Annotated in this window: 14 protein-coding genes; 7 read left to right on the top strand and 7 right to left on the bottom strand. The window is 72.9% G+C overall.

From position 1 onward, the window contains the following. Positions 1–127: 127 nt before the first annotated feature. The 3 genes from ACWER9_RS09970 to ACWER9_RS09980 form a co-directional block, all read right to left on the bottom strand. Positions 128–1276 carry an Mrp/NBP35 family ATP-binding protein gene (locus ACWER9_RS09970; protein WP_452301469.1) on the bottom strand — a complete coding sequence of 383 codons (1149 nt, stop codon included), beginning with the start codon at positions 1274–1276 and terminating at the stop codon, positions 128–130. Between the two features lie 76 nt (positions 1277–1352). Beyond that, positions 1353–2003: a DUF1003 domain-containing protein gene (locus tag ACWER9_RS09975; protein ID WP_452301470.1), complete on the bottom strand. Its 651-nt coding sequence runs from the start codon at positions 2001–2003 to the stop codon at positions 1353–1355. After that, entirely contained in the window at positions 1996–3282 is a 1287-nt protein-coding gene (locus ACWER9_RS09980) for a magnesium transporter MgtE N-terminal domain-containing protein (RefSeq protein ID WP_452301471.1), read from the bottom strand. The genes ACWER9_RS09975 and ACWER9_RS09980 overlap by 8 nt, the downstream gene beginning before the upstream one ends. A 33-nt stretch (positions 3283–3315) precedes the next feature. On the opposite strand from ACWER9_RS09980, the gene ACWER9_RS09985 reads away from it, so the two are divergent. Together ACWER9_RS09985 and ACWER9_RS09990 are read left to right on the top strand one after the other, a co-directional pair. Beyond that, positions 3316–4185: a PhzF family phenazine biosynthesis protein gene (locus ACWER9_RS09985; RefSeq protein ID WP_452301472.1), complete on the top strand. Its 870-nt coding sequence runs from the start codon at positions 3316–3318 to the stop codon at positions 4183–4185. Positions 4186–4197: 12 nt separating this feature from the next. Continuing rightward, a complete protein-coding gene (locus tag ACWER9_RS09990; protein WP_452301473.1) occupies positions 4198–4728 on the top strand; it encodes a hypothetical protein in 531 nt (176 codons plus the stop codon). Between the two features lie 8 nt (positions 4729–4736). On the opposite strand, the gene ACWER9_RS09995 is transcribed toward ACWER9_RS09990, so the two are convergent. Then, complete coding sequence (locus ACWER9_RS09995; protein ID WP_452301474.1) at positions 4737–5456, bottom strand: HAD family hydrolase; 720 nt, start codon at positions 5454–5456, stop codon at positions 4737–4739. Between the two features lie 106 nt (positions 5457–5562). Here ACWER9_RS09995 and ACWER9_RS10000 point away from each other — a divergent pair, with 106 nt between their 5' ends. The 3 genes from ACWER9_RS10000 to ACWER9_RS10010 all read left to right on the top strand — a co-directional run bounded on the left by ACWER9_RS10000 (position 5563) and on the right by ACWER9_RS10010 (position 8481). Then, positions 5563–6507: a DMT family transporter gene (locus ACWER9_RS10000; RefSeq protein WP_452301475.1), complete on the top strand. Its 945-nt coding sequence runs from the start codon at positions 5563–5565 to the stop codon at positions 6505–6507. Positions 6508–6571: 64 nt separating this feature from the next. After that, positions 6572–7096, top strand: coding sequence for a SigE family RNA polymerase sigma factor (locus ACWER9_RS10005; protein ID WP_452301476.1), 525 nt, complete (start codon positions 6572–6574; stop codon positions 7094–7096). After that, positions 7093–8481: a hypothetical protein gene (locus ACWER9_RS10010; RefSeq protein ID WP_452301477.1), complete on the top strand. Its 1389-nt coding sequence runs from the start codon at positions 7093–7095 to the stop codon at positions 8479–8481. Before ACWER9_RS10005 ends, ACWER9_RS10010 begins: the two co-directional genes overlap by 4 nt. Before the next feature lie 48 nt (positions 8482–8529). Here ACWER9_RS10010 and ACWER9_RS10015 read toward each other — a convergent pair whose 3' ends face one another. Then, positions 8530–9354 (bottom strand): SDR family NAD(P)-dependent oxidoreductase, encoded by an 825-nt coding sequence (locus ACWER9_RS10015; RefSeq protein WP_452301567.1) that lies wholly within the window; start codon positions 9352–9354, stop codon positions 8530–8532. 128 nt (positions 9355–9482) lie between these two features. Between ACWER9_RS10015 and ACWER9_RS10020 the strand changes: the two genes are divergently transcribed. Then, positions 9483–10439: an HpcH/HpaI aldolase/citrate lyase family protein gene (locus ACWER9_RS10020; RefSeq protein WP_452301478.1), complete on the top strand. Its 957-nt coding sequence runs from the start codon at positions 9483–9485 to the stop codon at positions 10437–10439. A gap of 40 nt (positions 10440–10479) precedes the next feature. Here ACWER9_RS10020 and ACWER9_RS10025 read toward each other — a convergent pair whose 3' ends face one another. Further along, positions 10480–11016 (bottom strand): DUF4190 domain-containing protein, encoded by a 537-nt coding sequence (locus tag ACWER9_RS10025; RefSeq protein ID WP_452301479.1) that lies wholly within the window; start codon positions 11014–11016, stop codon positions 10480–10482. Positions 11017–11133: 117 nt separating this feature from the next. Between ACWER9_RS10025 and ACWER9_RS10030 the strand changes: the two genes are divergently transcribed. Beyond that, a complete protein-coding gene (locus tag ACWER9_RS10030) occupies positions 11134–12039 on the top strand; it encodes an SDR family NAD(P)-dependent oxidoreductase (RefSeq protein ID WP_452301480.1) in 906 nt (301 codons plus the stop codon). A 27-nt stretch (positions 12040–12066) separates the two neighbouring features. On the opposite strand, the gene ACWER9_RS10035 is transcribed toward ACWER9_RS10030, so the two are convergent. After that, a complete protein-coding gene (locus ACWER9_RS10035; RefSeq protein WP_452301481.1) occupies positions 12067–12609 on the bottom strand; it encodes a DUF4190 domain-containing protein in 543 nt (180 codons plus the stop codon). Positions 12610–12760 lie beyond the last annotated feature (151 nt).

Genomic DNA, 12760 nt, shown 5'->3' on the forward strand with positions numbered 1-12760 from the left:
TGCTCGGCGAGATGATTTCGCACACCAGCCGCACGTCACTCGCCTCGACGTTGAGCTCGTCGAAGTCAATCGGGCTGGTGATGACGAGATCGGGGTCGCCGCGCCGGACCGCGCGCCGAGCGGCCGGTCAGCGGCCGGCGGGCTTGAGGCCGAGGGGCTTGCCGAGCAGCGACTCACGGCGTACCGCGAGCCGGTCGGCGACCGCACCGAGTGCCTGCGCGGCCGGGGACTCCGGCTCGGCCAGCACGACCGGGTTGCCCGCGTCGCCGGCCTCGCGGACCCGGGTGTCAAGTGGGATCTGGCCGAGCAGCGGCACCTGCGCGCCGATGGTCCGGCTCAGCGACTCGGCCACCGCCGTACCACCGCCGGCGCCGAAGATCTCCATCCGGGAGCCGTCCGGCAGTTCGAGCCAGGACATGTTCTCGATGACGCCGACCACCCGCTGGTGGGTCTGCAGGGCGATCGCGCCGGCCCGCTCGGCCACCTCGGCGGCGGCGGTCTGCGGGGTGGTGACGATGAGGATCTCCGAGTTGGGCAGCAACTGCGCCAGCGAGATGGCCACGTCGCCGGTGCCCGGCGGCAGGTCGAGCAGGAGCACGTCCAGATCGCCCCAGTAGACGTCGGCCAGGAACTGCTGCAGCGCCCGGTGCAGCATCGGGCCACGCCACACCACGGCGGCATTGCCGGACGTGAACATGCCGATGGAGATCACCTTCACACCGTGCGACTGCGGCGGCATGATCATGTCTTCGACCCGGGTGGGTCGGCCGTCCGCGCCGAGCATCCGGGGCACCGAGTGGCCGTAGATGTCCGCGTCGACGACCCCGACGGAGAGCCCACGGGCGGCGAGCGCCGCGGCCAGGTTGACCGTCACGCTGGACTTGCCGACGCCACCCTTGCCGCTTGCCACCGCGTAGACCCGGGTGCGCGAGCCGGGCTGGGCGAACGGGATGACCGGCTCCTCGGTGGCACCGCCACCGCGCAGCTGCGACTGCAACGACTGCCGCTGTTCGGGGGTCATCACCCCGAAGTCGATCTCCACGCCGGTGACGCCTGGCACTGCGGCGACGGCGGCCGTGATGTCCGTACGCAGCTTGTCCTTGAGCGGGCAACCGGCGACGGTGAGCAGCAGCTCGACGCGGACGACGCCGCTGGCACCGATCGTGGCGGAGCGGACCATGCCCAGCTCGGTGATGGGCCGGCGGATCTCCGGGTCGTTGACGGTGGCCAGGGCGGCCTGGATCGCGTCCTCGACGGTGCTCACGGGTGCTGACATGCCCGCAATGCTACGTCGCGGGGCATCCGCTGCCGCCGCTGCCCGGGGCGGTGTGAGCCAATCGATGACCCGGTGGTCAGCCGTCCGATCGGCGCGGGCCGGTGCCGTCCGGCCGGGCGTCGCGGGTGAAGTCACCGTCCAGGTCGTCGCGGGGTTCGTCCAGGCCGACACCGTCGGTCGACCGCTGCCCCCGTCGCTGCTGCCGGCTGTCCTTCTCCTGCTGGCGGCGCTCCAGCCGCTGCCGGCGCTGGCCCGCCTCGTCCAGCTCCTCGGCAAGTCGGGCCAGCTCGGAGCGGACGAAGTCGCGGGTGGCGACCTCGCCGAGCGCGATCCGCAGCGCGGCGATCTCCCGGGCCAGGTACTCGGTGTCCGCCTTCTGCGCGGTGGCTCGCCGCCGGTCCTCCTCCGCCGCCAACCGGTCCCGGTCGGCCTGCCGGTTCTGGGCCAGCAGGATCAGCGGGGCGGCGTAGCTGGCCTGCAACGACAGCACCAGGGTCAGGAACGTGAAGGTGTACGGGTCGAAGCGCAGGTCCGCCGGGGCCAACGTGTTCCAGACGAACCAGATCGTGATCACCACCGTCATGACGACGATGAAGTTCGCGGTGCCCATGCCCCGGGCGATGCCCTCGGACCACCGACCGAACGCCTCCGCGTCGAACCGGGGCAGCTTGACGCCCCGGGGCTCGCGGGGCTGGTCGAGACGCTCCGACCGCCGCTGGTCAGCCATCCGTGCCGTCCAGCACGGAGTCGGAGGCGCCCGGGACGGCCAGGGCGTCGCGGTCCCGCCAGTCCCGGGGTAGCGAGTGGTCCAGCACGTCGTCAACGGTGACGGCGCCGACCAGCCGGTTGTTCCTGTCGATCACCGGCATGGCGACCAGGTCGTAGGTGGCCATCCGCCGGGTGATCTCCGGCAGGGGTGTGGTGGGGCGCAGCGGGTCGATGTCGTTGACCACCACCTTGCCCAGCAGGTCCGCGGGGGGTTCGCGCAGCAGCGCCTGGAAGTGCACCATGCCCAGGTAGCGACCGGTCGGCGTGTTCTGCGGTGCCCGGGTCACGAAGACCTGCGCGGCGACGGCGGGGGAGAGCTGCGGCTCCCGGATCCGGGCCAGCGCCTCGGCGACGGTGGCGTCCGGCGGCAGGATGACCGGCTCCGAGGTCATCACACTCCCGGCCGTGCCCGGGGTGTACTTCAGCAGCTGACGCACCGGGTCGGCCTCGTCCGGCTCCATCAGGTCCAGCAGGACGTCCTGCTCGGGTGGGGGTAGCTCGTTGAGCAGGTCCGCGGCGTCGTCCGGGTCCATCTCCTCCAGGACGTCGGCGGCGCGCTCCCGGTCGAGGGCGGCCAGGATCTCCACCTGGTCGTGCTCCGGCAGCTCGCTGAGCACGTCGGCAAGTCGCTCGTCGTCGAGCGCGGCCGCGACCTCGTTGCGCCGGGTGTCGGGCAGGTCCTGCAACGCGTTGGCCAGGTCGGCGGGGCGCATGTCCTCCAGGACGGCGAGCAGGTTGGCCGTACCCCGGTTGTCGGCGATGCCGCTGAGCCCGCGCACCCGGTCCCACTCGACCTGGTGCAGGTGGCCGCGGCGGCTGAGCCGACCTGTGTGTTCGCGTACGGCGACGCGGGTCAGCGACCACTCGCCGCCCCGGGAGCACTCCATGGCGACGTCGACGACCGCGCCGGGCTGGCCGCCCGGGTCGAGTTGCACGCGCCGGTCGAGCAACTCCTGGAGCACCAGCAGCTCGTTCTGGCGCTTCTCGAACCGGCGCAGGTTGAGGGTGCCGGAGCCGAGCACGACGGCGTCCGCGTCGATCGAGGTGATCCGGTTGATGGACAGGAAGATCCGACGACGCATCGGCATCTCGGCGACGAGGCCCACCACCTCCGGCGGACGCTTGGTCGCCCGGAGCCGTGCCACGGCGTCACGAACCCGGCCCACCTGATCGCCGTTCGGGTCGAAGACGGCGACTCCGGCGAGGCGGGCGATGTAGACCCGGGTCGGCGTGCTCACGGGCACCAGCCTAAGCGCCTAGTGTTTATCAACATGTCGACCTTGGCCTACGAGATCGTGGACGTCTTCACCGACCGCCCGTTCGCCGGCAACCCACTGGCGGTGGTGTTCGGCGCGGAGGCGCTGGCCACCGAGCAGATGCAGTCGCTCGCGCTGGAGTTCAACCTCTCCGAGACGGTGTTCGTGCTGCCGCCGACCCAGGTCGGCGTCACCTACCGGGCCCGGATCTTCACGCCGGTGGAGGAGTTGCCGTTCGCCGGGCATCCAAGCGTCGGCGCGGCGGTCACCGCGTGCCGTCGGGGCATGTTCGGTGTGGGGCAGGTCACCCAGGAGTGCCGGGCGGGTGTGCTGCCGATCGAGGTGACCGAGTCCGGGGCGCTGCTGACCGGCGGCGCACCGACACTCGGGCCGGAGCTGGACCCGGAGCCGCTGCTGGAGATCGCCGGGCTGGTCGCCGACGACCACGTCGGGCCCGCGCCCCGCGTCGCCGGCTGCGGGCTGGAGTTTCCGTACCTGCCGGTGCGGCCGGAGTCGGTGGCCCGCGCGCAGGTGAATGCCGCGGCGGCGCAGCGGTACGGGGTGTCGCACGTCAGCGTCTTCTCCTGGGACGCCGCCGCGCAAACCGCGCACGCCCGGGTCTTCGTACCGGGGATGGGCATCCCGGAGGACCCGGCCACCGGCTCGGCGGCGCTCGGCCTCGGTGTCTGGCTGGTGGCGAGCGGTCTGTTGCCCGGTGCGGGGCGGTCGGAGTACGCGGTCCGTCAGGGCGTGGAGATGAACCGGCCGTCCGCACTGGCCTGCACGGTCACCGCGGCGAACGGTGTGGCGGTCGGCGCGACTGTCGCCGGTCAGGTGGTGCCGGTGGCCCGCGGCGAGATCGCCGTGCCACCGTTCGTGGGCTGAACGGAGGCGCCAATGCGGGAGGATGCGAGTGTGACGGATGAGGACGCCCCGCAGAGCACTCCGCTTGTCGACGAGGCGATGAAGAAGGCCGCGGTGGCCTGGGTCAGCGTTGCCGGCGGGCCGGCGCTCGCGCTCTGGTGCGCCCCGTTGGAGGGCGCGCTGCTCGTGGTCAGCGGGCCGGGCGAGCAGGCCGCGCCGGGTCTTGCCGACGCGACCGAGGCTCAGGTCACCCTGCGCGGTGACCACGGCGGCCGGATCGTCACCTGGCCGGCCCGGGTGAGCCGGTTGCAGCCCGGCACCGAGGCGTGGGAGGTCACCGCGCCGCTGGTGGCGGCGAAGCGCCTCAACGCGCCCGGCCCGACGGCCGATCTGGTGGCCCGGTGGGCCGCGGACGGCTGCGCGGTGAACCGGCTCGCCCCCGCGGGCACGCCGCTGTTCGGCGCGGAGCTGCCGGCCGACGCGCAGGCCGAGCCGCCCCGGGAGACTCCGGCGGTCCGGGCCACCCGCAAGCCGTTCCGCCTGCACCGGGTGCGCCGCCGCTGAGCAGGCGATCAGCCCGTTCCACTGCCGACGCCGGCGACCGCCACGTCGCTGTCGACGAGGGCGAGTACCTCGGCCAGGGTGCCGAGTGTCGGGCCGTGCCAGTCCCGGTCGGCGTTGAACACCATGTGCGTGGCCAGATCCGGTGCGGCGAGCCGGACGGCGGTCATGCCGGCCCGCTCGGCGCCGGTCAGCTCCTGGCTGCCGCCGTCGCCGACGTAGAGACAGTCGCCGGGCGCGAGCCCGAGCCGCTGGCAGGCCGTCAGGTAGAGCGTCGGATCCGGTTTGCAGCGGCCGACCTGCACGGAGAAGACCCGCACGTCGAGCAGGGGGGCGACGGCGAGCTGTGGCAGGAAGGCCGGCAGTTCGTGCGTACAGTCGCTGATCACGCCGGTGCGCAGGCCGCGCTGGCGCAGTGCCGCCAGCACCGGCACCGCGTCGGCGCGCAGCCAGGTGTCGGCGCGCACCGCCCGGTGCCGGGACGCCACCGCCGCCCGCACCGCATGGTCACTCGGGTGTACGCCGACCTGGGCGCACACCCAGCGCAGGGTCGCCTCGGCGTCGCCGAGCCGGCCGCTGGCCCGCTCGTAGTAGGTGCGGTCCAGCACGTCGGTCAACGTGTCGGTGGGGCATCCGAGCAGCTCGGCGGTGCCGACGTGCGCGACGCCGCGCTGCACCGAACGGGTCAGGGTGCCGAAGAAGTCGAACAGCACCGCCTGGTAGCTGGGCATGGGGGAACGCCTCCGGGCGGTCGAGGGTCGCCGGCGCGGAACCGCGTGATCGTAACGGAGTGATGACCCTCCGTGCTGACCGTCATACGTGTGAGGATTACGTCCCGTGCCCCCACCTTCACCTCGGCAGACCCTGGATCCGTTGACCACCGGCGCGGTCGGGCTGGCCGTGGTCGCCGTGTCGTCGTCCGCGCCGTTGATCGCGTACGCCGCCGCGCCCGCGCTGGCCATCGCGTTCTGGCGCAACCTGCTCGCGGCGGCCGTGCTGAGCCCCTTCGCGCTGGCGCGACGTCGCGCCGAACTTCGCAGGCTGATCGCGGGCGCCGGTCGGCGGGAGGGGCTGTTCTGCGTCCTGTCCGGGGTCGCCCTGGCCGGGCACTTCGCGACCTGGGTGCCGAGCGCCCAGCTCACCTCGGTCGCCGCGTCCACAGCCCTGGTCGCCACCCAGCCGGTCTGGCAGGGGCTGATCGCCCGCGCCCAGGGGCGTCCGTTGCCGAGGGTGGTGTGGGCCGGCATCGCGGTCGCGGTCGTCGGCGCGGCGGTCGCCACCGGAGTGGACGTGGGGGTCTCCGGCCGGGCCGTCCTCGGCGACGTGCTGGCGCTGACCGGTGCCGTGTTCGCCGCCGTCTACACCGCCTTCGGCGAGCGGGCCCGGACCAGCATCAGCACCACCACGTACACCACCATCTGCTACGGGATCTGCGCGCTCATCCTGCTGGTTCTCTGTCTGGTCGGCGGCGTCCGGCTGAGCGGGTTCGACGGGCGTACCTGGCTGGCCATCCTGGCCCTGGTGGCCGGCGCCCAACTGCTCGGGCACTCGATGTTCAACTACGCCCTGCGGAAGATCCCGGCGACCACGGTGAGCGTGCTGATCCTGCTGGAGGCGCCCGGCGCGGCCCTGCTCGGGTGGGCCTGGCTGGGCCAGGTTCCTCGCCCGTACGCGCTGCTGGGGATGACGTTGCTGCTGGTCGGGGTGGCGGTGGTGGTGCTCGGCGGCCGGCGCGGCGAACCCACCGCGCTGCCGGCCGACCCGACCCCGCTGGCCGACTGATCGCACGTGGGTTCCCTCCGTGGCGGGCCCGCCCGGCGTCTCTGCGGGCGAGGAGGGCGATCCGTTGACGACTGAGGACCGCACCCGGGACGGCTTCGCCGACTTCGTCCGGGCCGAGACCGCCGGGCTGACCCGGCTCGCGTACCTGTTGACCGGTGACCGGCACCATGCCGAGGACCTGGTCCAGGTGGCACTGGCTCGGGTCGCGGTGCGGTGGGAGCGGATCGCGGACCCGCGCGCCTACCTGCGTCGGGTGCTCTGCACCCAGGCGGCCAGTTGGTGGCGCTGGCGGCGGGCCCGCCCGCCGGAGCGGCTGGACGGGGCGCTGCCGGAACGCCCCGGGCCCGGTGACGACACCGATCTGCGGCTGGTGCTGTCGGCGGCGTTGGCCCGGCTGACCGCGCGGCAGCGCGCGGTCCTCGTGTTGCGGTACTACGAGGACCGCACCGAGACGGAGACGGCGGAACTACTCGGCTGCCGGGTCGGCACCGTGAAGAGCCAGACCCGGCACGCCCTCGGCCGACTCCGTGTCCTGGCCCCCGAGTTGGCCGAGCTTGTCGGCCGTGACCCGCAGGAGGTGACCCGGTGACCGCCCGGCTCTCCGAAGCGCTGCGTCGCCTCGCCGCCGACGTGCCGCCCGCGCGCGTACCGGAGGGGCTCTTCGACGCGGCGCGGACCCGGCACCGTCGTCGGCGGGCCGCCGTCGCCGGCGCACTCGCCGTCGTGGTCCTGCTCCTTGGCACCGGGTACGCGCTGCGCCCGGTGGCCCTGCCGGCCCCCGCCGGCCCTCGGCACGACGCTCCTGGCCTGCCCACCCGGCTCGCCGACCCGCCACTGCGAACCGCCTCGGTGCGCGCGTCGGCGCCGGGCGTGACGGCGATGCTCTTCGGCGGTCCGGCCGTACGCACCGACTGGTTCGAGAATCGGATGGGTGTGGTGGCCGCCGACGCGGACCGCTACCGCGTGCTCGACGCCGGCCCGGCCGTCGCGGGCTTCGAGGCGACGCTCTCCCCGGACGGCCGCTTCGCGTCGGTCGGCACGGCACTGATCGACCTGACCACCGGCCGCTCCACAGTGGACGACCTGGGCGGCTACCCGCTCGCCTTCGCGCCGGACGGCAGGCGTCTCGTCTACGCCGACGACCAGACCACGTTCACCCCGCCGAACACCTACCACACCCCGTACGTCGGGGTGTACGACCGGGAACGCGGGGTGGACGTGCTGCGGGTGCGCGTCGGCACCGCCTGGGTTCCGCCCGGACGCACTGCCGCGCTCTCGCCCGACGGCGGCGAGTTGGCCCTCCAGGTCCGTGACGAGGTCTGGCTCACCCGGCTTGCCGACGCCGGCGCCGACCAGTTCGCCGAGCCGTACCGGAAGCTGCCGCTCGCCGGTGGTCGGCTCGCCGGGGCCGGGTCGTGGCTGCCGGACGGCCGAACGGTGGCCGTCCTGGAGCGGTCCACCTGCACCGACTGCCCGGTGCCGTCCTACCCGCGCACCTGGAGGCTCGCGGTGCGGTCCGTTGGCGACGACACGCCACTGGCGGGGGCGGCCTTCCCGCCGCTGCCGTCGCGCACGTTCGTCCAGTTGCTCGGGTGGCGCTCGGCGGACGAGGCGGTCGGGCTTGTCGGGGTGCCCGGCCCGGACGCGGTCGACCGGCCGGAGGAGCACGACATCGCGTGGGGGCCCTATCACGAGCCCGGTACGGAGGCGGTGGAACTCGTGGCGCTACGTCGGGGCGCGACCGCGCCGGAGGTGCTCTTCCGCACCCCGCAGGGCGTCACCGACCTGTCCGTCGCCGCCGACCTCGCGATCGACGGGGCGGTACGCGAATCCGGCCGCCCGGACTACGGGCCGCTGCCGTTCTGGGCGCTCGCGGCGGGCTTCGTTCTGACGATCCTTGTCGCGCTGCCGATGGTGTCCCTGCTGCGACGGTGGCGTGGTCGAGGTCGGCGACGGCGCGTCCGCAGCGGTTAGCCCGCCTCGACCTCGACGATCGCGACAAGTGCCAGCACGTCGGCCACCTCAGTGGTCCAGACCGACGGCCTTGGCGCTCGTCGCCCACAACCGGGCGGCGAGCTGCGGATCGGCGGCCTTCCGCAGGGGCCGACGCGGTCGACGGTCGACGTAGTACCCCCCGTCGATCAGCCGGGAGCGGTCCTGGTTGGTCAACCAGACCAGGGTCTCGGCGCCCTTCTCCGGGCTCCGGAACGGCATGAAACGCATACCGAACGCGACAACCCTGCTGTCGTTCGCGAACCGGGTGCGGACCACCCCCGGGTGGAAGCTGTACGCGCCGATGTCCGGCCAGCGCCGGGCGGCCTCGGCGGTGAAGAGGATGTTCGCCTGCTTGCTGGTGCCGTACGCGCCCATCGGCCGGTAGGCGCGCAGCGGCTTGTTCAGGTCGTCCGGGTCGAGTGCGCCGAAGCGGTGCGCGCCGGAGGCGGTCACCACGACCCGACCCAGCCGGTCGGCGAGCAGGTTGGTCAGCAGGAACGGGGCCAGGTGGTTGGCCTGAATCGACATCTCGAAACCGTCGACGGTGCTCAGTGGTTGCAACGCGATCGCGCCGGCGTTGTTGGCGAGCACGTCGATCCGGTCGTACGCGGCCCGGAGTTGCTCGGCCAGTCGGCGTACGTCGTCGAGGATCGCGAAGTCGGCCCGGAACAGCTCCGGACGCTCACCGGAGTTCTCCCGTACCCGTTCGGCTGCTGCCTGCAGGCGGGCCGGGTCCCGCCCGACGAGCACCACCTGGTCACCACGGCAGGCCAGGTGTACGGCGGCGGCCAGCCCGATGCCGGAGCTGGCCCCGGTCACCACCACCAGTCGACGCCCAGTGAGATCTTCCACAGGTCCATTCACCCCGGTCATGGCGCGAGGTTACCGTGGCGTCACAACGCCCTTTGGGATCGTTAAGGTCCCGGATCCGTCGTCAGGTGGCGTCGGCCTGCCCGCCGGACGCTGGAAGGAGCGCACCCATGGCCGCAGTCGGTCGCCCCCGCAGGTCCTGCCTCGCCGTACCGGGTTCCAGCGTGAAGATGCTCGGCAAGGCCCAAGGGCTCCCTGCCGACCAGGTCTTCCTCGACCTGGAGGACGCCGTCGCGCCACTTGCCAAACCGGACGCGCGCAAGAACATCGTGGCGGTCCTCAATGAGGGGGACTGGGCCGGCAAGACCCGGGTGGTCCGGGTCAACGACCTGACCACCCCGTGGACCTACCGGGACGTCATCGAGGTCGTCGAGGGCGCCGGCGCCAACCTGGACTGCATCATGCTGCCGAAGGTGCAGACCGCCGCCCAGGTGCAGTGGTTGGACCTCACGCTCACCCAGATCGAGAAGACGATCGGCCTGGAGGTCGGCCGGATCGGCATCGAGGCGCAGATCGAGAACGCCGCAGGTCTGGTCAACGTGGACGCGATCGCCGCCGCCTCATCGCGGGTGGAGACCATCATCTTCGGCCCGGCCGACTTCATGGCCTCGATCAACATGAAGTCGATGGTGGTCGGCGGCCTGATCCCGGACTATCCGGGCGACCCCTACCACTACATCCTGATGCGCATCCTGATGGCCGCGCGGATGCACGACAAGCAGGCCATCGACGGCCCGTTCCTGCAGATCCGCGACGTCGACGCGTTCCGCGAGGTGGCCCGGCGCTCGGCTGCGCTCGGGTTCGACGGCAAGTGGGTGCTGCACCCGGGCCAGATCGACGCCGCGAACGAGGTCTACCAGCCGGCGCAGGCCGACTACGACCACGCCGAGCTGATCCTCGACGCGTACGAGCACTACACCTCGGAGGCCGGCGGCCGGATCGGCGCCGTGATGCTCGGCGACGAGATGATCGACGAAGCGTCCCGCAAGATGGCGCTCGTGGTCGCCGCCAAGGGCCGGGCCGCCGGGATGAGCCGTACCTCGTCGTTCACCCCACCGGAGCAGTGACCGGCCGGGCCGCGACGACCGCCGCCGGCCCGACCTGCGGTCAGTAGCTGCTGCTGTTGTCGCTCGTCGCGATCGCGTAGATGATCGCGGCAACGTAGAAGAGGATGATCAGCACCAGGAACCCGGTGAGGATCCAGCCGACGATGATGGCGGCCTTCGCCATCCCCGCCCCGCCCTCGCCGCTGAGCCGGATCTGCTTCTGCGCGACGTGGCCGAGGATCGCGCCGACCGGCGCGGTGATGCAGGACGTGAAGCCGATCAGGGCCAGCACGAACGCCGCGATCGCCAACCCGTTGGTCTTCGGCGGCTGCGGGTAGCCGTAGCCGGGGTACTGCGGCGGGTAGCCGGGCGCGGGGTAACCGGGCGGGGCGTAACCGGGCATCGGCTGGGTCGCCGGCGGCTGCGCGCCGGCGTACGGGTCGACAGGCGGGTACGGGCTGGGGGCGTACGGGTCGACCGGGCCAGGCTGCGCGGGGACCGGCTGACCGGCCACCAGGGTCGGGTCCGGTGCGGGGCTCGACGGCTGAGCCGACCACGTGGGGTCGGTCCAGTTGCCGGGCGGCGGGGGATTGGTCATGCGAACTCTCCGTCGGCTCGGGTGCGGAGACAGGGTAGCCACCGACGCCCAAACCCGACGCCCCTGCTTCCGGGTGCCGCGTTGCTCGGGCCGGCCGTAAGGGGCAGGATCCCTGGCATGGCATTCGACGCGCGCGCCGCGGATCGCTCCGGCAGTCGACCCCGACGGGACGTCAGCCGCCCGGGTGCGGCCCGGCGAGCCCGGACGACCGCCTCGGCGGGCAACACCGGCCCCGACGAGCCGGTCGCCCTTGCCGACCCGGTGACCATGCGCCTCGACGGACGGGTCGCCCTGGTCACCGGGGCAGGCAGCCCGGACGGCATCGGGTACGCGACCGCCCGGCGACTCGCCGACCTGGGCGCCCGGGTGGCAATCGTCTCCACCACCCGACGCATCCACGAGCGGGCGACCGAGCTGGGGGTGACCGGCTTCGTCGCGGACCTGACCGACGAGTCCGAGGTCGGCGCGCTTGCCGATGCCGTCGCCGAACAGTTGGGCGACGTCGAGGTGCTCGTCAACAACGCCGGCCTGGCCAGCCGGGCCAGCCAGGGCGTGCTGCGGCCGGTGGCGCAGCTGACCTACGACGAGTGGCGCGGCGAGATCGACCGCAACCTCTCCACCGCGTTCCTGTGCAGCCGGGCGTTCATCGGCGGGATGGCCGAGCGGGGCTGGGGTCGCATCGTCAACCTGGCGGCCACCGCCGGCCCGGTCAACGCCCTGCCCACCGAGGCCGCGTACGCCGCTGCGAAGGCCGGGGTCGTCGGGCTGACCCGCGCCCTGGCCATGGAGATGATCGCCGACGGCGTGACGGTCAACGCGGTCGCGCCCGGCACCATCTACACCGCGGCCTCCACGATGGCCGAGGTCAAGCAGGGGCTGGGCACCCCGGTGGGGCGACCGGGCACGCCGGACGAGGTCGCCGCGGCGATCAGTTTCCTCTGCTCCCCGGCCGCCTCGTACATCACCGGGCAGATGCTCGTGGTGGACGGCGGCAACAGCGTCCGCGAGTCCCGCTTCCGCTGACCGGAACGGTTCGCACCGGCGGGCCGGTCAGTAGCCTCCGCTGTCGCCCGTGTTGTTGCCGAAGGCCACCAGGGCCAGCCAACCGCAGCAGGCCAGCACGGTGAGCCCGGTGAAGACGTAGCCCAGGATCAGCCCCCAGGTCGCGAGCTGGTCGCCCTCCTCGCCGCTGGTGCGGATCTGCCGCTTGGCCACGTGGCCGAGGACGGCACCGGCCGGCGGAAACACGAAGGCGAAGACCAGCGACAGGATCGCCAGCACGTTGGTGCCCCGACCCGGCCCGGACGGTGATGGGCCGTACTGGCCGTAGGGGCCCTGGGGAGGGTACGGGGGTTGCTGGCTCCAGTGCGCCGACTGCTGCGGCCCCTGCTGACCGTACGGCGACGGTTCGCCCGCCGGTGGCCCGTACGGTGACCGTTCCGCTGGCAGCTCGTACGCCGGCTGGTCCGGCGGGGGCGCGTACGGCGACTGGCCGGCCGGCGGTGGCGCGTACGGCGACTGGTCCTTCGGTTGCTCGTAGGGCGACGGCGGCTGCTCGTCGCCGGGCGGTCCCGACGGCGGCGGGTAGCTCACAGCTCTCCTCCTCCTGCCGGTGCCGGAAAGGTCCCTCTTGCCGGACGCTACCCGTAGCGGTGAACCTTTTCACAGCGGTTGTGTGGACTGGTCACCTTGGCCTCGTCGACCCGAGAGGCCGATACTGACCCAGCGTTCAGTTACCCACGAG

The organism is Micromonospora sp. NPDC003944, from assembly GCF_053605225.1.